Raw genomic sequence first — 21526 nt, 5'->3', positions numbered from 1 at the left:
CCGGAAATCCGGCAGGCGTGCGGGAAGGGGACCGTTCAGGCGCCCGCCGGATCGCTCCGCGCGGCCTTTGCCGCCTCGAAGGCTGCGAGGCGTTCGGGGAGCTTGCCGAGCGAGGTGGTTGCCGTCGAGGCGGCCTCGGGTATCGGCAGCGTCTCGTAGAAATGGCAGGCCACGCGATGGCCGTTGCCGGCGTCGCGCAGTTCTGGCTGCTCCTGCCGGCAGCGCGGCTGGGCGTGGATGCAGCGCGTGTGGAAGCGGCAGCCCGGCGGCGGGGCGAAGGGGCTGGGCACGTCGCCGGCCAGCAGGACGCGCTCCTTGCGCACGCTGGGATCGGGTCGCGGGATCGCCGACAGCAGCGCCTGCGTATAGGGGTGCAGCGGCCGGTCGTAGAGGTCGCGCTTGGTGGCGATCTCGACCAGCTGGCCGAGATACATGACCGCGACGCGGTCGCTGATGTGCTTCACCACCGCGAGGTCGTGGGCGATGAAGAGATAGGAAAGGCCGAAGCGCTGCTGCAGGTTCTGCAGCAGGTTCACGATCTGCGCCTGGATCGACACGTCGAGCGCCGAGACCGGTTCGTCGCAGACGATGAGGTCGGGATTGACCGCCAGCGCGCGGGCGATGCCGATGCGCTGGCGCTGGCCGCCGGAGAACTGGTGCGGGTAGCGCCGTGCGTGCTCGGGCAGCAGGCCGACCACGTCGAGCAGGTCCTTGACCCGCGTCGCGCGCTCGGCCTCGGTGTGCAGGTCGTGCACCGCCATCGGCTCGGCCAGGATCTCGCCCACCGTCATGCGCGGATTGAGCGACGCATAGGGGTCCTGGAAGATGATCTGCATGTGGCGGCGCAGGCGGCGCAGCGCGTGCTTGTCGAGAGTCGCGATCTCCTCGCCCTTGAATCGCACCGAGCCCGCGGTCGGATCCATCAGGCGCAGCACGAGGCGGCCGGTCGTCGACTTGCCGCAGCCCGATTCGCCCACCAGCGCCAGCGTCTCGCCGCGCGCGATCTCGAAGCTCACGCCTTCGACGGCGCGCACCATGCCGATCACCTTGCGGCGGATCAGGCCGCGACTCACCGGGAAGTGCTTCACCAGCCCGTCGACCTGGAGGACGGGCGTTGCCGTTGCGATGCTCATGCGGCCCTCGCCAGTTCGACCGGCGCCTTCCAGCAGGCCACGCGATGCTCCGGGCCGAGGTCGCGCAGCGGCGGCGGCTCGAGGTGGCAGCGCGGGTCGGCGAAGGGGCAGCGCGGCGCGAAGCGGCAGCCCTTGGGCTGGTTGTTGGGGCTGGGGACCGAGCCCTCGATGGTCGACAGGCGCTCGCGGTCGACCTCGATGCGCGGGATCGAGCCCAAGAGGCCGATCGTGTAGGGATGCTGCGGATCGGCGAACAGCGCGTCGACCGGCGCGCTCTCGACGATCTTGCCGGCATACATCACCACCACCTCGTCGGCGATTTCGGCGATGACGCCGAGATCGTGGGTGATGATCAGCATCGCCATGCCGAGCCGCCGCTGCAGGTCCTGCAGCAGGTCGAGGATCTGCGCCTGGATCGTGACGTCGAGCGCCGTCGTCGGCTCGTCGGCGATCAGCAGGGCGGGCTCGCACGAGAGTGCCATGGCGATCATGACCCTCTGGCGCATGCCGCCGGACAGGAGATGCGGATACTCGTCGACCCGTTGCTTGGCCGAGGGGATTCGCACCAGCTCGAGCATCTCGATGGCGCGGGCCTTGGCGGCCTGCGGCGACAGTTGCGTGTGTGCCAGGATCGCCTCGACGATCTGCTGGCCGATCGTGTGGACCGGATTGAGCGAGGTCATCGGCTCCTGGAAGATCATCGACATCTTGCCGCCGCGCAGGCGCCGGCGCTCGTCGGCTGAGAGGCCGAGCACGTCGCGGCCCTCGAACAGGATGGCATCGGCCTCGACCTGGCCGGGCGGGCTCGCCACCAGGCCCATCACGGAGAGCGAGGTGACGCTCTTGCCGCAGCCGGATTCGCCGACCAGGCCGACGGTGCGGCCGCGCCCGACGGAGAAGTCGATGCCGTCGACCGCGCGGAACAGGCCGCGGTCGGTGTGGAAGTGGGTGCGGAGACCGCGGACCTCGAGGAGCTTTTCCATCAGTAGGAGTAGTCCAGGCCCTTGTAGAAGGTGTTCTGGTAGAGCATGTGCGGCCGCACGCCCTTCAGCTTCTTGAGGCTGGTCGTGTACATCGCGATGTTCATGACCGGCATCCAGAGATGCTCCTCCGTCACTCTCTGCTGGGCCAGCGCATAGTACTTGGCGCGGTCGGCTTCGGTGATCGAGGCGCGGCCCATCTTCAGGTACTCGTCGGTCTTGGCGTCGTTCCAGTTCATGCGGTTGGGCGCCGGCATGTTCTTGGAATCGAAGTAGAAGTTCAGCAGGTCGCCCGACGAGATGTAGGGGAAGGTCACCGTCCACAGCTCGAAGTCCTGCTTGCCCATCTCGGCCGGGGCGATCGTCGAATCGTAGCCGACGATCTTCCAGTCGACGCCGATCTTGCGCATGTATCCCTGGATCGCCTCGGAGACGCGCGGGAAGTAGGCGACCTGGGTGAACAGGACCCTGGGCGCCAGCTTGACGCCGTCCTTCTCGCGGATGCCGTCGCTGCCCACCTTCCAGCCGGCCTCGTCGAGCAGCTTCTTGGCCCGTTCGACATCCTCCTTGATGAGGCCCTTGGTCGAGTCGGCGAAGTCGAGCGCCTTGGGATCGATGAAGGTGTAGGCGGGCTCGGCGTTGCCCAGCATGATGCCCTTGACGATGTCGGCGCGGTTGATGGCGATGTTCATCGCCTCGCGCACGCGCTTGTCGGCCACCATGGGACGCGTGGTCTTGTAGCCGTAGTACATGAGCTGGAAGTTGGGCTTGGCCTCCTGGACGTTGAGGTTGGGCGATGCCTTGACCTGTTGGATGAACTGCAGCGGGATCTGGTGCGTGATATCGAACTGTCCGCCCATCATCGCGGCGACGCGGCTCGAGTCCTCAGGCACGATCTTGATGCTGAGCTTCTCGAATTTCACCGGTCCCTTGTTGGTGTACATCGACGGGCCCCATTTGTAGGCGTCGTGCCGCTTCAGCACGATCTCGGTGCGCGGCTGCCAGCTTTCGAAGCACCACGGGCCGGTGCCGTCGATCGCCTTGACGCCGTAGTCCTTGCCCAGCGCCTCGACGCTCTCCTTGTTGTGGATCGCCGTCGTGAACATGGTGAGTTGCAGCAGCAGGTCGGCGAACGGTTCGTTCAGCTCGTATTCGACCGTGTAGGGGTCGGGCGCGCGCAGCTCCTTGATGTTGCCGGCGCGCCAGGCCAGCGGCGCCTTCAGTTCGGGGCTCTTCAGCCGCTTGAAGGAGTAGATGACGTCCTCGGCGGTGAACTTCTTGCCGCTGCAGAAGCTCACATCGTCGCGCAGCTTGAACGTATAGAGCTTGCCGTCCGGGCTGATCGTCCACGATTTGGCGAGATAGGGGATGGCCGTCTTGCCGTCCCAGTCCATCGCCACCAGCGTGTCCTGGAACATGTTCACGATGTCGGAGGTCGGCGACCAGGTCGTGCGCTGGCCGTCGTAATGCGGCGCATCGAGCGCCTTCATCATCCGCAAGGTCTGCGCCTCCGCCACCGGGGAGAGGCCCATTACGCCAAGCAACGCCGTTACGCCCGTCAGGAACTTACGCATCGCTTCCTCGCCTTGTTGTTGTTCAGTGCGTCACGTCGGGACCCTTGTTGAAGGAGTGTGCAGGATCAGCTCTGCAGTCTCGGATCGAGGACGTCGCGGAGTGCGTCGCCCAGAAGATTGGCGGCCAGCACGATCACGAAGATCATGAAGCTGGGGATCGTCGCGATGTGCGGCGCCATGAACAGGAAGTCGCGGCCTTGCGCGGCCATCATGCCGAGCTCGGCGGTGGGTGGCTGGGCGCCCATGCCGAGGAAGCCCAGCGCCGAGCCGATCAGGATGATCTGGCCGAAGCGCAAGGTCAGGAACACGAAAATGGTCGAGATGCAGTTGAGCGTGAGATAGCGCCAGATCAGCGTGCGATCGGAGACGCCGACGGCGCGGCCGGCTTCCATGAACTCCTGGCTCATGATGCCGATCGCCGCGCCGCGCGCCACGCGGGCGACGTCGGGCACCGTCGCCACCACGAGCGCGATCACCACGGCGGTGAGGCCGGCGCCGAAGATCGCCGCCACCGCGAGGCCGATCAGGATCGCCGGAAAGGCCAGCATCACGTCGACCAGCCGCATGATCCAGCCGTCGAGACGGCGATAGTAAGCCGCCAGGATGCCGAGGAAGCCGCCCAGGAAGCCGCCGATGACGACGCCGACCAGACCCAGCATCAGCGTGTTGCGCGAGCCGTAGATGACCCGGCTGAGGATGTCGCGGCCGGTATTGTCGGTGCCGAACCAGTGCTCGGCACTGGGCGGCTGCATCACCTTGGTGAGATCGGTGAGATAGGGATCGTAGGGCGCGACCAACGGCGCGAAGAGCGCGGCGAGACCGATCGTGGCCAGCAGCAGTGCGGCCACGAGGGCCACCCTGTCCCGGGCCAGCCGGCGCAGCACGCCGGAGCGCGCGAAGAGGCCGTTTTCTTCGGCGGCCGCCGGTGTGGGGGCGTTGAGGGCGTCGACGCTCATGACCGCTGCATCCTGGGATCGAGGTAGACGTAGAGGACGTCGACGATCAGGTTGATCGAGAGGAAAGCGATGGCGAGGATCATGATCGCGCCTTGCGCCGTCGGGAAATCGCTCGACACGATGGCGCCGACTGCGAGCCGCCCGACGCCCGGCCACGAGAACATCGTCTCGGTGACGACGGCGCCGCCCAGCAGGAAGGCGGCCTGCAGCCCGATCAGCGTGACGACCGGAATCATCGCGTTGCGTAGCGCGTGGTGGATGATCACCACCGTCTCGCGCAGGCCCTTGGCGCGGGCGGTGCGGACATAGTCGGCGCCCAGCACTTCGAGCACGGCGGTGCGCGTCAGCCGCGCGATCGGCCCGATCAGCACGCTGCCCAAGGTGAGCGCCGGCAGCACCAGACTGGGCAGGCCGCCGTCCCAGATCGGCCCGGTGCGGCCGGTGAAGGGGAACAGGCCCCACTGGAAGCCCATGTACTGGATCAGCACCAGGCCGATGAAGAAGACCGGCATCGACACGCCGGCCACGGAGACGGCCATGATCGCGCGGTCGAGCAGGGTGCCGCGCCGCACGGCCGCGAGCGTGCCCAGCGCCAGGCCAAGGGGGATGGCGATCACCATGCCGCCCAGCATCAGCTCGACCGTCGGCCCGATGGTGAGCGCCAGTTCCTCGCTCACCATCTTGTTGGAGATGATGGAGCGGCCGAGGTCGCCCTGCAGCACGCGGCCGATATAGTCGGCGAACTGGATGGGGATGGGGCGATCGAGGCCAAGCTCGTCACGGATCGCCGCGGTCGTCTCGGCCTTGGCATCGGGCCCGGCGATGATCATCGCCGGATCGGCGGGCACCACCTGCAGCAGACAGAAACACAGGAAGAGAACCCCGAGCAGGGCGGGGAACGAGACCAGCAGGCGGTGGACGATCTGTCTTCCCATGCGCCGTCCTCGGACCGTTTCGGCCAAGAGGAAGCGCGCCGGTTTCCCGACGTGTCTCGACGCTTCTCCCTGGCAGCCGCTGCTTCGGTCAGACCTGCGCGGCGTTCGTTATACAGAGATTGTGCATGCGATTTTTCGCGATGTCACGCCCAGCCGCCGGCGTTGAAGACAGACGGGACGCTCGATGACTTCAGGTGGGGTCGGCCAAGCGGCCTCAATGGAGCGCGCAACTCCAGTTGCGCTCATGTCATGCCCCACTGACGAATCTTGAGCGCAACTGAAGTTGCGCGCTCCAATGCTTCATCGCGTCCTTTAAATCGTCCAGCTCCGGCGCGACCAGGCCTGCTACGCCCAGCCGCCGGCGTGCGGCAGGACATGTCCCGTGATGAAGCCGGCACCGTCGGAACAGAGGAAGCAGATCGTCGCGCCCAGCTCGTCCGACTTACCGAGACGACCGAGCGGAATCTGCGCCGTCATCTTGGCCATCGCCGCGCTGTTGGCGAGCAGTGCCGGCGGGAAGTAGTCCGGGTTCTCGACATAGTTCGAACCGACCGCATTCACCGTGATGCCGTCGCGCCCGAGTTCCTTGGCGAGCGACGAGACGAGACCGTTGCCTGCCGCGCGTGCCGAGACATAGGGCGCATAGTTGGCGATGCCGCGCAGCGGCGCGGCCGAGGAGACGAACACGATGCGGCCCGACTTGCGCTTGCGCATCGACGGCGCGACGAGCTGGGTCAGCCGGAACGGCGCCACGGCCATGACTTCCAGCGCATCCCGGAAATCCTCGATCCGTGCCTCGCCGAGCGGCGCGCGCAAAGCCGGATAGGCGTCGTTGTTGACCAGCGCGTCGATATGGCCGTGGCGCTTCAGGGCGAGCTCGACCATCGTCGCCGGCTCGGTCGCCGAGAGGGCATGGGCGCCCGGGAATTCCGCCTCGTACTTGCGCCGGGCGCTCGGGGCCTCGAACGACGGATCGTGCGCCAGCACGGTGGCGCCCTGGGCGAGGGCGACCCGTGTGGTGCCGTGCCCTGCGAATTTCTCGACGTTGGTGATCAGGATGACCCGGTCTTTCAGCAGCATGGCGATTCCTCTAGGTTGCGGCCCCATGGACCAAGCCCTTCCCGACGATCCTAGCGCAGCCCGCCCCGAGGGACAGGCCCCGGAGGGGCGTGCGTCCTTCGGATTCCGCGACGTGCCGGCTGCCGAAAAGGCCGGCCTGGTGCGCGAGGTCTTCGCCAGCGTGGCGCCGCGCTACGACCTGATGAACGACCTGATGTCGGGCGGCGTGCACCGGCTCTGGAAGAACGCCATGGTCGACGTGGTGAACCCGCGGCCGGGCGAGAAGCTCCTGGATGTTGCGGGCGGCACCGGCGACATCGCCTTCCGCCTGCTGCGTCGACAGGGCGAGCGGCCCGACGTCACCGTGTGCGACATCAATCCCGCGATGCTCGAGGTCGGGCGCGACCGCGCTGTCGATCGCGGGCTGCTCCAGGGTCTTACCTGGGCGACCGGCGATGCCGAGCACCTGCCGTTTCCCGATCGCTCGTTCGACGCTTACACGATCGCCTTCGGCCTGCGGAACGTCACCGACATCGACCAGGCCCTGCGCGACGCCTATCGCGTGCTGAAGCCCGGCGGTCGCTTCTACTGCCTGGAATTCAGCAAGGTGACCTCGGCGCCGGTCGGTCGCGTCTACGACGCCTATTCGGAGCGCGCGCTGCCGTTCTTCGGCAGGGTCATTGCCCGGGACGCCGAGTCCTATCGCTATCTCCACGAGAGCATCCGCCGTTTCCCGCCGCAGCGCGAGCTGGCGGCGCGCATGCGGGCCGCCGGGTTCGACAACGTCTCCTGGCGCGACATGTCGCTGGGCGTCGTGGCGCTGCATCAGGGCTGGCGCATCTAGATGTTCCGCGCACTCCGCAATGCCTGGCGCCTGTTGCGTATGGCGGTGAGCTTCGCTCGCCATGACGCGCTGTTTCCGCTCGAATCGCTGGGCATCGCGCCGGCGCTGATCGCCTGGGCGCGTCTCTTCGCGCCACGCCAGGATCCGCGCCGGCCGGGCGAGCGACTGGCCGCCGCGCTGCAGGACATGGGCCCGTCCTTCATCAAGCTCGGTCAGGCCCTGTCGACCCGCGCCGATCTGCTGAGCGAGGAAGTGGCTGCCGATCTCGCGCGGCTGCAGGACCATATTCCGGCGTTTCCCGGCGCGGAGGCGCGCCGCATCATCGAGAGCGAGCTCGGGCAGCCGCTCGGCACCATCTTCTCGGCCTTCGACGACGTGCCGGTGGCGGCGGCGTCGATCGCCCAGGTGCATTTCGCCGTCACCGCCGACGGCCGCGACGTCGCGGTGAAGGTGCTGCGGCCCGGTATCGCCAAGGCCTTCGAACGGGACCTCGATCTCTTCTACTGGGTGGCCGAGCTGGTCGAGCGCACGCAGCCGCGCTTCCGCCGGCTGAAGCCGGTGGAATCGGTGCGCGCCTTCGCCGATGTCGTGCGGGTCGAGATGGACCTGCGCATGGAAGCGGCCGCCGCCGAGGAGCTGGGCGAGAATTTCGCCGACGATCCGAACTACCGGGCGCCGAAGATCGACTGGGATCGCACCGCCGAGCGCGTGATGACGCAGGAGCGGGTCGACGGCATCCCGATCGGCGATCGCGACGCCATCATCGCCGCCGGCCACGATCCGCACGAGATCATGCGGAAGTGCGCCGAGGCCTTCTTCTATCAGGTGTTCCGCGACGGCTTCTTCCATGCCGACATGCATGGCGGCAACGCCTTCGTCGATCGCCAGGGCACCATCGTTCCTGTCGATTTCGGCATCATGGGGCGGGTCGATCCGGATACGCGCGGCTATCTCGCCGAGCTGCTGGTCGCCTTCCTGCGGCGCGACTACCGCGCCGTCGCCGAGGTGCAGTTCCGCGCCGGCTACGTGCCGCCCGACCAGTCGCTCGAAACCTTTGCGCAGGCCTGCCGCTCGATCGGCGAGCCGATCTTCGGCAAGCCCAGTCACCAGATCTCGATCGCCCGCCTGCTGGCGCAGATGCTGCGCGTCACCGAGCAGTTCGAGATGACGGTCCAGCCGCAGCTGCTGCTGCTGCAGAAGACCATGCTGATGGCCGAGGGCATGGGCACCAAGCTCAATCCGCACGTCAATATCTGGGAGCTGGCGCGGCCGCTGATCGAGGACTGGATGGTCACGCATTTCGGGCCCCGGGCCACCGTCGGCCGCGCGGTCGACGATCTCGCCCAGGGACTGCGCCGCCTGCCGCGCCTGATCGACAGCCTGCATCTCGTGGCCGAGCACGAGCGCCGCAAGGCCGAACGCGATGTGCTGCAGCCGCCGGCGGCTGGCCGCCTGTGGCGCCCCGGCTTTGCCGAGACGGTCGCCATCCTGGCCCTGGTGGCCGCCATCGCCGCCTGGTGGCACTGATCCCGTGACCACCGACCAGATCGTCGTCGGCCTTGCGATCTTCCTGCTCGCGGGCACCGTCAAGGGCTTGGTGGGCCTCGGCCTGCCGGCCATTTCGATCGCGCTGATGTCGCTTTTCCTGCCGCTGTCTGAAGCGGTGGCGCTGATTGCCCTGCCGACGATCATCACCAACGTCTGGCAGGCGTCGGTCGGTGGCCATTTCTGGCACATCGTCCGCCGCCAGTGGCCGCTGATGCTGCCGCTCACGGTGGTGCTCTATCTCACGGTCTGGCAGATCGGCCAGAAAGGTCCCGGCTGGGCCTTCGTGGTGCTGGGCACGGTGCTGATCGTCTACAGCACGCTCGGCCTGCTGCGCATCCGACTGACGATCCACGCCGATCTCGAGAAGCCGCTGGCGCCCGTCATCGGCGTCGTGTCGGGCTTCGTGGCCGGCCTCGTCGGCGTGCCGATCATCCCGCTGATGCCTTACCTGCAGGGGCTCGACATCAAGCCGGTCGAACTCGTGCAGACCCTGGGCGTCGTGCTGTGCGCCACGTCCCTGACCCTGACCGCATCGCTCCTCTTCTTCGGCGTGCTCGACGGGCCGCGCGCCATCGTCTCGGCCGCGGCCGTGGTTCCGGCGATCGGCGGCATGTGGCTCGGCCAGCAGATCCGGTCGCGGCTCTCGGTCGAGCAGTTCCGCCTGGCCGTCTTCTGGGCCCTGCTGCTGACCGGCCTCTATACTGTCGCCACCCGGCTCTTGTGATAGGCTGAACGCCATGTTGCACGGCAAGCGTATCCTGCTGATCGTCGCGGGCGGCATCGCGGCCTTCAAGTCGGCGGAGCTGATCCGCCTCCTGCGCGGGCGGGGCGCCTCGGTGCGTTGCGTGCTGACGGAAGCCGCCACGAAGTTCGTGACACCGCTCACCCTGCAGGCCCTCTCGGAAGACCGCGTCTACGGCGACATGTTCTCGCTGACCGACGAGAGCGAGATGGGCCACATCCAGCTCTCGCGCGACGCCGACCTGCTGGTCGTGGCGCCGGCGACCGCCGATCTGCTGGCGCGCATGGCGGGCGGTCTGGCCAACGATCTGGCCGCCACCGTGCTGCTCGCCACGGACAAACCGGTGCTCGCCGCGCCGGCGATGAACGTGCGCATGTGGACGCATGCCGCCACCGTCGCCAACGTCGAAACATTGGGGAAGCGCGGCGTCACCTTCGTGGGTCCCAACGACGGCGTCATGGCCTGCAACGAACACGGCCCCGGCCGCATGTCGGAGCCGGCCGAGATCGTCGCCGCCATCGAGGCGATGCTGGTGCGCGACCGGCCGCTCGCCGGCCGGCGCGCCCTGGTCACGTCGGGCCCGACTCGCGAGGCGCTCGATCCGGTGCGATTCATCTCCAATCATTCCTCGGGCAAGCAGGGCCATGCCATCGCGGCCGCTCTGGCCGAACTCGGGGCCCACGTGACCCTGGTGAGCGGCCCGGTCGTGGTGCCGGATCCGCCGGGCGTGAAGGTCGTGCCTATCGAATCGGCCGACCAGATGCTCGCGGCCTGTCTCGATGCGGGCCTGCTCGACATCGCCGTCTGCGCCGCCGCCGTCGCCGACTGGAAGGCCGCCAAACCCGCCACCGGCAAGATCAAGAAACAGGCAGGCGCGCCGCCGCCCGCGCTCGAATTGGCGCCCAACCCCGACATTCTGGCGACGCTCTCGCGGCCCGGCCCGCGGCGGCCGGCCCTGGTCGTCGGCTTCGCGGCCGAGACCGAGAACGTTGTGACCAATGCCGTCGAAAAGCGCGCCCGCAAGGGCTGCGACTGGATCGTCGCCAACGACGTGTCGCCGGCGACGGGCACGTTCGGGGGCGAGCGCAACACCGTGCATCTGATCACCGAAGCGGGCACCGAGGACTGGCCGCCGCTCGGCAAGGGCGATGTCGCCCGCCGCCTGGCCGGCCGGATCGCGCTGCATCTCGCGCAGGCTGGCAAGGCCCGGGCGGCCGAGTGATTGCCGGGCCCGATTTCGAGCGGGCCGGCGAACTTTTTGAATGATGGGGAGCCGATGAAGGGCGTCGAGAGCGTCGAAATCGAGATCGTGCGGCTGCCGCACGGCCATGACCTGCCGCTTCCGGACTATGCGACGGCCGCCGCCGCCGGGGCCGACCTGCTGGCGGCCATCGGGGAGCCGATCGAACTGGGGCCGCTCGAGCGCCGGATCGTGCCGACCGGCCTCTCCATTGCCCTTCCGGTGGGGTTCGAGGCCCAGGTCCGGCCGCGCTCCGGCCTGGCCGCCAAGCACGGCGTCACGGTCGCCAACGCCCCCGGCACCATCGATGCCGACTATCGCGGCGAGGTCGGCGTCATCCTGATCAACCTCGGCAAGGAGCCATTCCGCATCGAGCGCGGCATGCGAATTGCACAGATTATCATTGCGCGTCATGCCCGTGCCGCTTGGCGAGAGGTCTCGGCCCTCGACGAAACGGCACGTGGCGCGGGCGGCTTCGGTTCGACGGGAGTAACGGCCGGCTCGATCAAGAGGGCCTGAAGAGGGACGAGAGAACGGGATGCCTCGCCTCAGCAAGAAAACGATGTTCGCGATCGAGGCGGTTCTCGACGTGGCGTTCCATGTCGGCGATCACCCGGTGCGCAGCGGTGACATCACCGAGCGCCAGCGAATCCCCAAACGCTATCTCGAACAGGTGCTGCAGCATCTGGTGCGCGCCGGCATCCTGTCGGGCAAGCGCGGGCCGCGGGGTGGCTACCGGCTGGGGCGGGACAAAGCCAGCATCACCCTGGGCGAGGTCGTGCGGGTGGTGCGCAACCTCGAGGTCGAGACCGAGCCCAGCGATCCCTCGATCGGCTCGCCGCTCGCCCACGAGGTCGTATGGCCGCTGTGGGAGAAGCTGCGCGAGGAAATGATGGCGCAGCTCGACAACGTGACGATCGAGGATCTCTGCGAGCAGGCGCGCTCCAAGGGGCTCAACGGCACCTCGGCGCAACCCCACGCAGGCCACGCGACGATCTGATATACAGCTCCCCGGTTTTATCCGGAGGAGCAAGACATGGCCAAGAAAACCGCTGTCGCGAAGGCGAAGAAAGCCAAGCCCGCGCCGCGCAACAAGAAGCTCTACGACGAGGGCATGAAGATGCGGAAGGCCGTGCTCGGCGCGGCCTATGTCGACAATTCGCTGGCCGGCGCGGCCGACGACGAATTCATGATGGCCTTCCAGGACATCACCACCGAATACTGCTGGGGCTATGCCTGGACACGGCCGGGCCTCTCGAAGAAGAACCGCTCGATGCTGAACCTCGCCATGCTGGCGGCGCTCAATCGCGGTCCCGAGCTCAAGCTGCACATCAACGGCGCGCTGAACAACGGGCTCACCAAGGACGAGATCAAGGAGATCTTCCTCCAGGTCGCGATCTATTGCGGCATTCCCGCCAGCCTCGACGCCTTCAAGACCGCCCGCGACGTCTTCAAGGATCGCGGCATCTGAACCCTCAACGGCCAAAGGTCCCTCGGCCTGCGGCCTCGGGATGACAATGGGGGTGTGACGACCGAGGTGCGCAAGGCTCGTCGGCCCGTACGCACAATTGTCATCCCGAGCGTAGCGAGGGACCTTTCTCTCAGGGTGATGCGATGACGCGGTTGCGCAGCGCGCAGGCGGGTGAGGCGGCCAGCCTCACCGCGCTCTGCCTCAGGTCGAAGGCTCATTGGGGCTACGACGCGGAGTTCATGCGGCTCTGTGTCCCCTCGCTCACGGTCGAGGAGCGAAGCATCGCCGAGGGGCGTGTGCTGGTGGCGACCGACGAAGCCGGCCGGCCGGTCGGGACCGTCAGTGTCGGCCGCGACGGCGACGATGCCGAGCTGGCGCTGATGTTCGTCGAGCCGGCCGCCATGGGCGGCGGGACCGGGCGCCTGCTGTTCGAAGCTGCTGTCGCCTTGGCGCGGCAGCTGGGATACCGGCGCATGACCATTCTCGCCGACGTGAACGCCGCCCGCTTCTACGAGCGCATGGGCGCCCGCTATCTGCGAAACGAGCCGTCGGATGCGATTCCCGGTCGCGTCCTGCCATTCTATGAATACGACCTCACGTCAGGAGCCTCGTCATGACCACGCTCGCACCTCCCGCCACCATCGCTTTCATCGGGCTCGGCATGATGGGCCGTCCGATGGCGACCCGCCTCGCCGAAGCAGGCTTCAAGCTGCGCGTGTTCGACGTCTCGCAGAAGGCAGTCTCGGACTTCGTCGGCGCCCATCCGTCGGCGTTGGCAACCGCCTCGGCCAAGGCCGCCGCCCAGGGGGCCGCGGCGCTGATCACGATGCTGCCCGACGGCAAGATCGTGCGGCAGGCCATTCTCGAAGGGCAGGACCCCGCGATCGAGGGGCTCGAGGCCGGTGCGGTGGTCATGGACATGAGCTCGTCCAACCCGGTCGACACCCAGAAGCTCGCCAGGGACCTCGCCGCCCGCGGCGTGGCGCTGCTCGATGCGCCGGTGTCCGGCGGCGTGAAGCGCGCCATCGACGGGTCGCTGAGCATCATGGTGGGCGGCGCGGCGGCCGACCTCGAGCGGGTGCGCCCGGTCTTCGGCGCCATGGGCAAGACGATCACCCTGTGCGGGCCCGCCGGTGCCGGACATGCGCTGAAGGCGCTGAACAACTATCTCTCGGCAGCCGGTCTGGTCGCGATGTGCGAGGCGCTGGTCGTGGGCGAGGCGTTCGGTCTCGATCCCGGCACCATGGTCGACGTGTTCAACAGCTCGACCGGCAAGAGCAACGCCACCGAGGTGAAGGGCCGCCAGTTCGTCGTGCCGCGCAACTTCTCGGCCGGCTTCACCACGGCCCTGATGGCCAAGGACTTGCGGACCGCCGGCGACGTCGCCAACCACCTCAAGCTCAACATGCCGCACCTGCAGCAGGCCGTGGCCTATTGGACCGCCGCCGACGGCAAGCTGGGCAAGGGCGCCGACCATACCGAGATTTTCCGCTACGCCGAGATGCTGGCCGACGGAGAGTAGCCGGAGGGAGCGATGGCGCGCGCCTTTACCCTGCAAGACACCTACATCCACCTGAAGCCGGACGACAGCGCCTGGACCCTGGAAGGCGGCGCCCACTTCTGGGCGGATATCGCGGAGCGTCGCGACCTCGACCACGGCCGGTTGATGGGAGCGAGCGACCAGAGCAGGGACTGGGATCACTGGGAGCGTCATCCGGTGGGCGAGGAGATCCTGACCCTGCTGTCGGGCGAGATGGAGCTGGTTTTGGACGCGCCTGGTGGTGAGCGACGGGTGGTATTGAAGGCCGGCCAGACCTTCGTCGTCCCGCGCGGGATCTGGCATCGGGGCATCGTGAAGGAGCCCGGGCGTTTGATGTTCGTGACTCCCGGCGCCGGCACCGAGCATCGGCCCGTGGACCCGCACGCGGCGGCCCGCCGCGACTGAGGCGTCTTTACAGGGGTGGCGACGGCCCCTATAGAAAAGCCGCACAGGGCCCTTGGCGCCGCCTCCCCGGCGGAAACTCGAAGGGGCCCGTCCCGTACGACATGGCGCTTCCCAGAATTCGACCGTCCCGGTCGCTGCAAGCGCGTGCATCATTCCCCAGAAGACTGAAGACCCATGAATCTCCAAGACCTCAAAAAGAAGAAGCCCCCCGAACTCCTGGCCTTTGCCGAAGAGCAGGGCGTGGAGGGTGCGGCGATGATGCGCCGCCAGGAACTGATGTTCGCCATCCTCCAGAAGCTGGCCGCCGCCGACCAGGCGATCTTCGGCGTCGGCACCATCGAGGTGATCCCCGACGGCTTCGGCTACCTGCGCTCAATGGAAGCCAACTACCTGCCCGGCGCCGACGATATCTACGTCAGCCCGCAGCAGGTTCGTAAGTTCGGCCTGCGCACCGGCGACACGGTCGAAGGCGAGATCCGCGCGCCCAAGGATGGCGAGCGCTACTTCGCCATGGTGCAGATCAACAAGATCAACTTCGACGATCCCGACGCGCTGCGCCATCGCATCAACTTCGACTCGCTGACGCCGCTCTATCCCGACGAGAAGCTGAAGCTCGAACTCGACGGCGGTGCCGCAGCCATGGCGCCGGTCATCACCGAGGAAGCGGTGGGCGGTTCGAAGGCGACTTCGTCCGGCCGCGTCGGCACGCGCCGCACCGGCACGCTTACCAAGAAGGCCGGCACGACGGCGCAGCAGCAGCTCGACATCTCGACCCGCGTGATCGACCTGATCGCGCCGATCGGCAAGGGCCAGCGCGCCCTGATCGTGTCGCCGCCGCGTACCGGCAAGACGGTGCTGCTGCAGAACATCGCGCACGCCATCACCGCCAATAACCCCGAAGTCTTCCTCATGGTGCTGCTCGTCGACGAGCGGCCCGAGGAAGTGACGGACATGCAGCGCACCGTGAAGGGCGAGGTCGTGAGTTCGACCTTCGACGAACCGGCCAGCCGTCATGTTGCCGTCGCCGAGATGGTGATCGAGAAGGCCAAGCGCCTGGTCGAGCACAAGAAGGACGTGGTGATCCTGCTTGATTCGATCACCCGCCTCGGCCGCGCCTACAACACCGTGGTGCCGAGTTCGGGCAAGGTGCTGACCGGCGGTGTCGACGCCAACGCGCTGCAGCGCCCGAAGCGCTTCTTCGGTGCGGCCCGCAACATCGAGGAAGGCGGCTCGCTGACCATCATCGCGACCGCCCTGATCGATACCGGCAGCCGCATGGACGAGGTGATCTTCGAGGAGTTCAAGGGCACCGGTAACTCGGAAATCATCCTGGACCGCAAGGTCTCCGACAAGCGCACCTTCCCGGCGATCGACATCACCAAGTCGGGCACCCGCAAGGAAGAGCTGCTGGTCGACCGCGCGACGCTCTCGAAGATGTGGGTGCTGCGCCGCATCCTCATGCCGATGGGCGCCGTGGATGCCATCGAGTTCCTGCTCGACAAGCTCCGCACCTCGAAGACCAACCAGGATTTCTTCGGGTCGATGAATCAATAAGGCGCGCTACGCGCGCCTTATGGTGGGCGGCAGCGCTTGTAACCAAGCGCGGTCAGGCGCTGTAAACAGCGCCGACCCACACGGTTCAGAACAGACAAGAACTCAAAGAGCGCCGCAACAACGGCGCTCTTTTTCTTTACGGCAGATCCCGCGCCTCGCGACTCGACGCAAACCACAGCCAGAGCGCGGCCTGCATCGCCAGCACCGCAAGGGTCACGATCTGGTGCGCCTCGGTGCGCGGCACACCCTGCGCCGCCTCCATCCAGGCCAACGCCGGCCCGATGGCCGCCTGCAGGACGAAGGCGATCAGCATGCAGACGAGGTTGAGCGTCGTATTGACCCTTCCTGCCAGCTCGGGCGCGAAGGCGCGCGTGACCAGCGCGTAGCAGACCACCGGCATGCCGCCGAACATCACATAGGCGAACCACAGCAGCTTCGGCGCGGCCGTGACGTTGAGCGCGATCGGGATGTGGACCGCGAGGAACAGCATCCCGTAGACCAGCAGCACCCGGCCGCCGCGGATGCCGCGCCGGTGCAGCAGGTCAACGATCATGCCGCTGAAGAAATAGCCGGGCACGATGGCGATCGAGAGCGCGAACAGGGCGACGCCGACTGATGGCTCGTCGAGATGGGCCACGTCGCGCAACCAGCCCGCCGCCCAGAAACTCGCGTAGCAAACCCAGACACCCAGCGAGAAGGTGGGCGCGAGGCCCGCCCGCCAGAAGAGCGGAGTCCGCAGCACGCCCATCAGGCCGCGCAGCTCGTCGACCAGCCGGCCCTTGCCGCCGCGCTCGTATGTCGGCGCAGCGAAGATCTGATAGAGCGCGACTGCAACTGTGATGGCGACGAGACCGAGGAAGACCTGTCGCCAGTCGAAGTCGACCAGCAGCCATTGCATCGGCCGCGTCGCCATGGCCGCGCCCAGCCCGCCGAACGTCATCATCACCGCATTGACCAGCGGCAGCCGGCCGATCGGCCAATAAAGGACATTGGCTTTGAAGCCGCACATCAGCGCGACCGACAGGCCGAGCCCGATCAGGGCGCGGCCGATGCTCAGCACGATGACATCCTGGCCCAGTGCGAAGACGACGGCGCCGAGCGCGGTGACGAACAGCATGACCGGCGCGACGCGTCGCGGCCCGAACCGGTCGAGCGCGACACCGGCCGGCAGCTGGGCCACCACGAAGGCGGCCAGGTACATCGAGGTCACGACGCCGATCGCGGCATCGTCGAGGCCAAGCTCGCTGCGCAGAGCCGGCGCCACCACGGCATTCAGCGAACGGAACAGGAAGCTCAGGAAATAGCCCAGCGCGAAAAAGGGCTCCCCAGCGGGGAGCCCTTAAGCGTCACCTTCATCAGACGACTTAGGCGATGATGATGATGATCCAGAGAGCGAGCTCGACAGCGTTATCGAGCATCATCGAGAGCGGGAAGTGGACCGGCGGGCCGTAGAACATTTTGAGTTTCTCCAGTTCTGAGGCTTCCAGAAGGCTTCTGGTTTGGCCTCATAATCCGAGTGCTTGGCCGCGCAAAAACTTCCTTTGCAAAATTTTTTCCTTCCCTCTCGAAGTTCATGGGATGCCACACAGTGCCGGTGCGGATCCAAGTGTCCCTGAGGAATGAGGGCAATTGACGTCAATAAAGAAGGGCCCCTCATAGAGGAGCCCTTCACGGCATCACATCTCAACAGCAGGATGGTTACGACATACCCCAAATAGTCGGATCCAAGATTATAGGGATGATGATGAACGTATCGATCGCGTAGTTGATCAACCACCAAGGATAGACGAGAGTGATCATTTTAGCCTCTATCAGCACGCCTTCCGCGCGGGATTGCGAGGGGGGCTTCCCCAAGTGCCAAGCTCCTCGAGATCTTCGGTCCAAATATTTTCTTCGACACTGTCGAAGTTCCTGCGATGGCGCGCAGTTAAGATATTGAAGAGTTCAAACCAAGGAGAGGCATCATGGCTGATCTCGAAAGGAGCAATGTCTCTTTGCGCGGCTTTTTGCTCGACTCATGGAACGCCTATTCACCTAGCACTCAAGCGGCACCCCGTATTCCAAACGACACCTTTTATGAGGCTCGGAAGTGCCATTTTGAAGGCCGTCCAGAATTAGGGATACCTCTGCTTGAGAGTCACCCGGATACAGGCGGCGATCCAGACGCCCAGAATTTACTGGGGGTGATGTACACTTCCGTGAATGCCCCAGTAGATGGCCGTCGTACGCTGAGAACGTCCATTGAACAGCAACGCGAGAAACTTGCAATTACCTACGCAAATGTGGCGAATCTTGAAATTCGCGAACGTGAATGGGATGAAGCTTTAGAGGCATCGCGTACAGCTATTGCCATCAGTCCCACGACTCCCCATGGTTGGATCAATCTGCTTTTCAGTTTGGCTAGGACAGCGCGATACAACGAGTTTAGTCAAGCCATTGACGAGCTGGACTTGGTCTTTCCAAGATGGAACCAGGATCCCCATATGCGTAAGCATCTAAGTGACGAAATCGACTTGGCTCTCAAGTCCAATGAATTGTTGAGGCACAATCTCAGGACAAAACTGTCACTTTAACCATCATTTAAGGAGCTACCATGCGCAAGTTTGCTGTCTACAGCGCACTAGAAGTTACAGCGGTTGTAATGTTTGCCCTTTTGGCAAGTGCGTTCGCAGCCGTCCTTCCAATTACTGGCGTCTAAATTGTAGTTGAACTCGCTTTTCCTTACGGAGAATGCGCCATGCTTACGGAGCGTACCGCTTCAGAGAATCTCCGTCAGGCGATCACGGATGGTGATGCGCTCGACATCGCGAAAGCGATCGAGGCGCTGCTGTTCAGCGATGGCGTATGGAAGCCGCTGGAACGCCTCGTGTCAGTTGGCCTTGGCCCGTATGTTTCTTGCGGAGGCGAAGCTATCGATAGTGTGGCGAGGCTGGCCCGCCAGCACGCTTGCGCAGCGCAGAACGGAGCGATGTGCCCCGGTGCGATGAACAAATTCCGGGAAGGCTCGATTGATGGGTGGCGGTGGGTTGCCAGCATCGCGGGCGACCGGAGGCACGGAGTAATCGGCAGCATCTACAAGCGGGAGCGTCGCCGGCCCGTTATTGCAGAAGGAGCTGCTAAAGATCAGGTATTAGGCAGCCCTGATTCGATGCGGCTCTCCTACATCCGCCCCGATGCGGCCTTGGAGTACAAGGAAGATGTTGCTCGCCTGAGTAAGGCCATGGAGCATCTGACTAGTCTTCAACGCTTGGCGATTTTCCTGGTATTTGCACTTGGCGGAACAGAAGAGATCATGGATCCGCAGCTGGATATGTGCCGGCGGCTTCAGGCTCTGCGGGGCCTTCTCCGTAAGGTTGCTCCGGACATCAGCGACGCAGTGGTTGCTCGCTTCCTCGACAACCGCGCGCAGCTGGACAGCCATATCCGCTCGGATGGGCTGTGGACACAGCGGCAGGTGGCAGTAATTCTCGGTATAACCGAAGGAGCACTCTCAAGGCTCCTGTCAGTCTCTAAACAGGCTTTAGCGGTGGAAATCGCGGAGTAACACTCCGCGCCGCCGGCAGATGCCGGTACAGCCTAGCGGGTGACACGCCGAGCCGGCGCGCCACCTCGTCAACGGCGATCGATGAATCGGCGAGCAGCGCCTTGGCTGCCTTCAGATCCTTGTCATTGAGCTTCGGCGGCCGGCCGCCTTTGCGGCCCCGCGCCGCGGCCGCATCGAGACCCGCGCGTGTGCGCTCCCGGATGATGGCCCGCTCGAACTCCGCGAGTGCACCGAAGATGTGGAATACGAGCTTGCCGCCGGCGGTCGTTGTGTCGATTGCTTCCGTCAGAGACCGGAATCCGATCTTGCGGCCGTCCAGGTCCTCGATCGTTTCGACCAGTTGCTTCATCGACCGCGCCAAGCGATCGAGCTTCCACACCACGATTGCATCTCCGGGCATAGGCGATCGCCGCCGCCAGCTCCGGCCGCTCGCGCTGCGCGCCCGACGCCTTTTCTACAAACACCTTTTCGCAGCCCGCCGCCTTCAGGGCGTCGAGCTGCAATTCCGGTTTTTGGTCCGCCGTCGAAACGCGGGCATAGCCAATGAGCATCAATTCTCTCGAATCTCATCAGATTCTGACTTTTGAGAATAGGTTTCAAGAGGCGTTTTTGAGAGACCGGACGGCCGACACTTGAGACGCATCGCGCCGGCTGCGGTATTCTCTCTAAAACAGTCGTTTATAAGAATGATGCTGGCCCGGCCTAATAGTCGTCTGTAGGCATTGGCGACGGGGAGCGCGTCGGGAGCATACCGGAGTCCAATAGTTGCGCGCGCCAACTTGTGCCCATGTGCTGGCGGTTATCCAGATGGACTAGGCGATACGCGTTGATGATGTGACCTTCGCCTATGCGACTGGGGACATGGTCGATGTGAACCAACACCTCGGCTGCGAGCCATGTCAGCGCCGCCCGGATATTGTTTCGAGGCACTCCCGAGTAGTCCTCGATGGTCTGGTAAGTAATCACCGCAGCCCCCGTCTTGCGGTCGCGTCGTGATGCAAAAAGATAATAGAGCTTCAATGCATCGAGCTCGACGCGCTTTCGCAAGTTGATGCCTTGGAAGGATACGATTGCTCCGTCCCGATACAGCCTAGCGGCAGGGAATTTTGCCCAGCCACTCTCCTTGTCATAGCCGCTTAGCCGGAAGGAGCTGCGGGCCGATCCTCGCTCGATCAATGATCGTTCGATCAGGACCTTCAGCCCTGCAGAGACTTTGGCCCGACTGAGACCGGTTGCCCGACATGCCCGGTCGTAGGTGAACGCGGCCGTGCCCACGGCATCGGTCTGATGAGTTAAGGCGGCGAGGACCATCAAGGCGGCGGTGTTGTTAGCTCCCTCGCCCCGTCCCCAACCAAAATCCCGTAAGCCGCGATCTTCAATCCACTTCGATGGAAGTCTCACCCAAGGCAGCATCTTCACAGAACGCGCTACCCAGGGCGGCTCAGTGGGAGCCCTTGAAAGCGGCGTTGCAGAAAGCTGCGGCGTATCTTCTTCCTCGCGACCGGGGGCCTGATTCCAAGGCAGCGTTGCAGGCTTTATCAGCGGCATCACTTCCTCCCTCGGGTCGTGACGGAAAGCATCGCGAAGATCGCATAGGCCGCTACACCAATGGCACTGAGTGCGATCAGGGCGATCACATGTTCGACGGGCAGCTGCGTGAACTCTCTAAAAACTTCTTGGACATCAGACATCGGGGCTTCCTCCGAAAAGCAAATTCGCGCTTTTTTGAAGGAGCACACAATCTATCTCTAGAAACAATCGTGCAGGATATGTAGGGATATGGAGTAAATTTTCTTTTTATATCAATGCGTTATATGGCAAATATACCGTATGGGAAAGCTTCTAGAATAGTTCATGAATGGTCTTCCGTGAACTGAGGAGCTTACATTGTCTTAGAGCGCGTCCGCATCCCCGCCGCGCTGCCATGAGGAGCTAACCGTCCACCCAGACCCGGCCGCTGCCGCCGCACCGGCCGCAATAGCTCTGGCCGCCACTGCATGA

General features: G+C 65.2%; 22 protein-coding genes and 1 pseudogene. 13 read left to right on the top strand and 10 right to left on the bottom strand.

Annotation, left to right across the window (positions count from 1 at the left end; all coding sequences use genetic code 11):
- Nucleotides 1-35: 35 nt before the first annotated feature.
- From ACO07I_RS15150 to ACO07I_RS15125, 6 genes are all read right to left on the bottom strand, one after another.
- Nucleotides 36-1133, bottom strand: a complete 1098-nt coding sequence (locus ACO07I_RS15150; protein WP_422008997.1) for an ABC transporter ATP-binding protein — start codon at nt 1131-1133, stop codon at nt 36-38.
- Nucleotides 1130-2116: an ABC transporter ATP-binding protein gene (locus tag ACO07I_RS15145; RefSeq protein WP_422008995.1), complete on the bottom strand. Its 987-nt coding sequence runs from the start codon at nt 2114-2116 to the stop codon at nt 1130-1132. Before ACO07I_RS15145 ends, ACO07I_RS15150 begins: the two co-directional genes overlap by 4 nt.
- Entirely contained in the window at nt 2116-3687 is a 1572-nt protein-coding gene (locus ACO07I_RS15140) for an ABC transporter substrate-binding protein (protein ID WP_422008993.1), read from the bottom strand. Before ACO07I_RS15140 ends, ACO07I_RS15145 begins: the two co-directional genes overlap by 1 nt.
- Nucleotides 3688-3752: 65 nt before the next feature.
- Nucleotides 3753-4643: an ABC transporter permease gene (locus ACO07I_RS15135; RefSeq protein ID WP_422008992.1), complete on the bottom strand. Its 891-nt coding sequence runs from the start codon at nt 4641-4643 to the stop codon at nt 3753-3755.
- Nucleotides 4640-5578 (bottom strand): ABC transporter permease, encoded by a 939-nt coding sequence (locus tag ACO07I_RS15130; RefSeq protein WP_422008990.1) that lies wholly within the window; start codon nt 5576-5578, stop codon nt 4640-4642. Before ACO07I_RS15130 ends, ACO07I_RS15135 begins: the two co-directional genes overlap by 4 nt.
- A gap of 345 nt (nt 5579-5923) precedes the next feature.
- Nucleotides 5924-6658, bottom strand: a complete 735-nt coding sequence (locus ACO07I_RS15125) for an SDR family oxidoreductase (RefSeq protein ID WP_422008988.1) — start codon at nt 6656-6658, stop codon at nt 5924-5926.
- A gap of 25 nt (nt 6659-6683) precedes the next feature.
- Here ACO07I_RS15125 and ubiE point away from each other — a divergent pair, with 25 nt between their 5' ends.
- From ubiE to rho, 11 genes are all read left to right on the top strand, one after another.
- Entirely contained in the window at nt 6684-7481 is a 798-nt protein-coding gene (gene ubiE / locus ACO07I_RS15120; RefSeq protein WP_422008986.1) for a bifunctional demethylmenaquinone methyltransferase/2-methoxy-6-polyprenyl-1,4-benzoquinol methylase UbiE, read from the top strand.
- A complete protein-coding gene (gene ubiB, locus ACO07I_RS15115; RefSeq protein ID WP_422008984.1) occupies nt 7482-9008 on the top strand; it encodes a 2-polyprenylphenol 6-hydroxylase in 1527 nt (508 codons plus the stop codon).
- Nucleotides 9009-9012: 4 nt separating this feature from the next.
- Nucleotides 9013-9753, top strand: a complete 741-nt coding sequence (locus ACO07I_RS15110) for a sulfite exporter TauE/SafE family protein (RefSeq protein WP_422008982.1) — start codon at nt 9013-9015, stop codon at nt 9751-9753.
- A 13-nt stretch (nt 9754-9766) separates the two neighbouring features.
- Nucleotides 9767-10993, top strand: coding sequence for a bifunctional phosphopantothenoylcysteine decarboxylase/phosphopantothenate--cysteine ligase CoaBC (gene coaBC, locus ACO07I_RS15105; protein WP_422008980.1), 1227 nt, complete (start codon nt 9767-9769; stop codon nt 10991-10993).
- Between the two features lie 54 nt (nt 10994-11047).
- Complete coding sequence (gene dut, locus ACO07I_RS15100; protein ID WP_422008978.1) at nt 11048-11530, top strand: dUTP diphosphatase; 483 nt, start codon at nt 11048-11050, stop codon at nt 11528-11530.
- A gap of 19 nt (nt 11531-11549) precedes the next feature.
- Nucleotides 11550-12011 (top strand): RrF2 family transcriptional regulator, encoded by a 462-nt coding sequence (locus ACO07I_RS15095; protein ID WP_422008976.1) that lies wholly within the window; start codon nt 11550-11552, stop codon nt 12009-12011.
- 36 nt (nt 12012-12047) lie between these two features.
- Nucleotides 12048-12482: a carboxymuconolactone decarboxylase family protein gene (locus ACO07I_RS15090; protein ID WP_296333097.1), complete on the top strand. Its 435-nt coding sequence runs from the start codon at nt 12048-12050 to the stop codon at nt 12480-12482.
- Nucleotides 12483-12625: 143 nt separating this feature from the next.
- Nucleotides 12626-13099, top strand: a complete 474-nt coding sequence (locus tag ACO07I_RS15085) for a GNAT family N-acetyltransferase (RefSeq protein ID WP_422008974.1) — start codon at nt 12626-12628, stop codon at nt 13097-13099.
- On the top strand, nt 13096-14004 hold the full coding sequence (locus tag ACO07I_RS15080; protein WP_422008972.1) for an NAD(P)-dependent oxidoreductase: 909 nt from the start codon (nt 13096-13098) through the stop codon (nt 14002-14004). Before ACO07I_RS15085 ends, ACO07I_RS15080 begins: the two co-directional genes overlap by 4 nt.
- Nucleotides 14005-14016: 12 nt before the next feature.
- The gene (locus ACO07I_RS15075; RefSeq protein WP_422008970.1) at nt 14017-14427 is read left to right on the top strand and encodes a cupin domain-containing protein; all 411 of its coding nucleotides are present in this window, start codon (nt 14017-14019) and stop codon (nt 14425-14427) included.
- A 174-nt stretch (nt 14428-14601) separates the two neighbouring features.
- On the top strand, nt 14602-15981 hold the full coding sequence (gene rho, locus ACO07I_RS15070) for a transcription termination factor Rho (protein ID WP_298307686.1): 1380 nt from the start codon (nt 14602-14604) through the stop codon (nt 15979-15981).
- Between the two features lie 136 nt (nt 15982-16117).
- Here the strand turns inward: rho and ACO07I_RS15065 are convergent, their stop codons facing one another.
- Entirely contained in the window at nt 16118-17290 is a 1173-nt protein-coding gene (locus ACO07I_RS15065; RefSeq protein WP_422018275.1) for an MFS transporter, read from the bottom strand.
- A gap of 655 nt (nt 17291-17945) precedes the next feature.
- On the opposite strand from ACO07I_RS15065, the gene ACO07I_RS15060 reads away from it, so the two are divergent.
- Complete coding sequence (locus ACO07I_RS15060; RefSeq protein ID WP_422008968.1) at nt 17946-18554, top strand: hypothetical protein; 609 nt, start codon at nt 17946-17948, stop codon at nt 18552-18554.
- A 164-nt stretch (nt 18555-18718) separates the two neighbouring features.
- The gene (locus tag ACO07I_RS15055) at nt 18719-19525 is read left to right on the top strand and encodes a hypothetical protein (RefSeq protein ID WP_422008966.1); all 807 of its coding nucleotides are present in this window, start codon (nt 18719-18721) and stop codon (nt 19523-19525) included.
- Here ACO07I_RS15055 and ACO07I_RS15050 read toward each other — a convergent pair.
- The 3 genes and pseudogenes from ACO07I_RS15050 to ACO07I_RS15040 all read right to left on the bottom strand — a co-directional run bounded on the left by ACO07I_RS15050 (nt 19491) and on the right by ACO07I_RS15040 (nt 21216).
- Nucleotides 19491-20079: pseudogene (locus ACO07I_RS15050) on the bottom strand (recombinase family protein). The gene ACO07I_RS15055 and the pseudogene ACO07I_RS15050 sit on opposite strands and share 35 nt — an antisense overlap.
- Nucleotides 20080-20227: 148 nt before the next feature.
- Nucleotides 20228-21073, bottom strand: coding sequence for a hypothetical protein (locus tag ACO07I_RS15045; RefSeq protein WP_422008964.1), 846 nt, complete (start codon nt 21071-21073; stop codon nt 20228-20230).
- Entirely contained in the window at nt 21073-21216 is a 144-nt protein-coding gene (locus tag ACO07I_RS15040; protein ID WP_422008962.1) for a hypothetical protein, read from the bottom strand. The genes ACO07I_RS15045 and ACO07I_RS15040 overlap by 1 nt, the downstream gene beginning before the upstream one ends.
- Nucleotides 21217-21526 lie beyond the last annotated feature (310 nt).

The sequence above is a fragment of the Reyranella sp. genome (genome assembly GCF_965227665.1).
Lineage (GTDB): Bacteria > Pseudomonadota > Alphaproteobacteria > Reyranellales > Reyranellaceae > Reyranella.
Note: the sequence above shows the minus strand (reverse complement) of the source record. Positions and strands in the feature narration are given on the sequence as shown.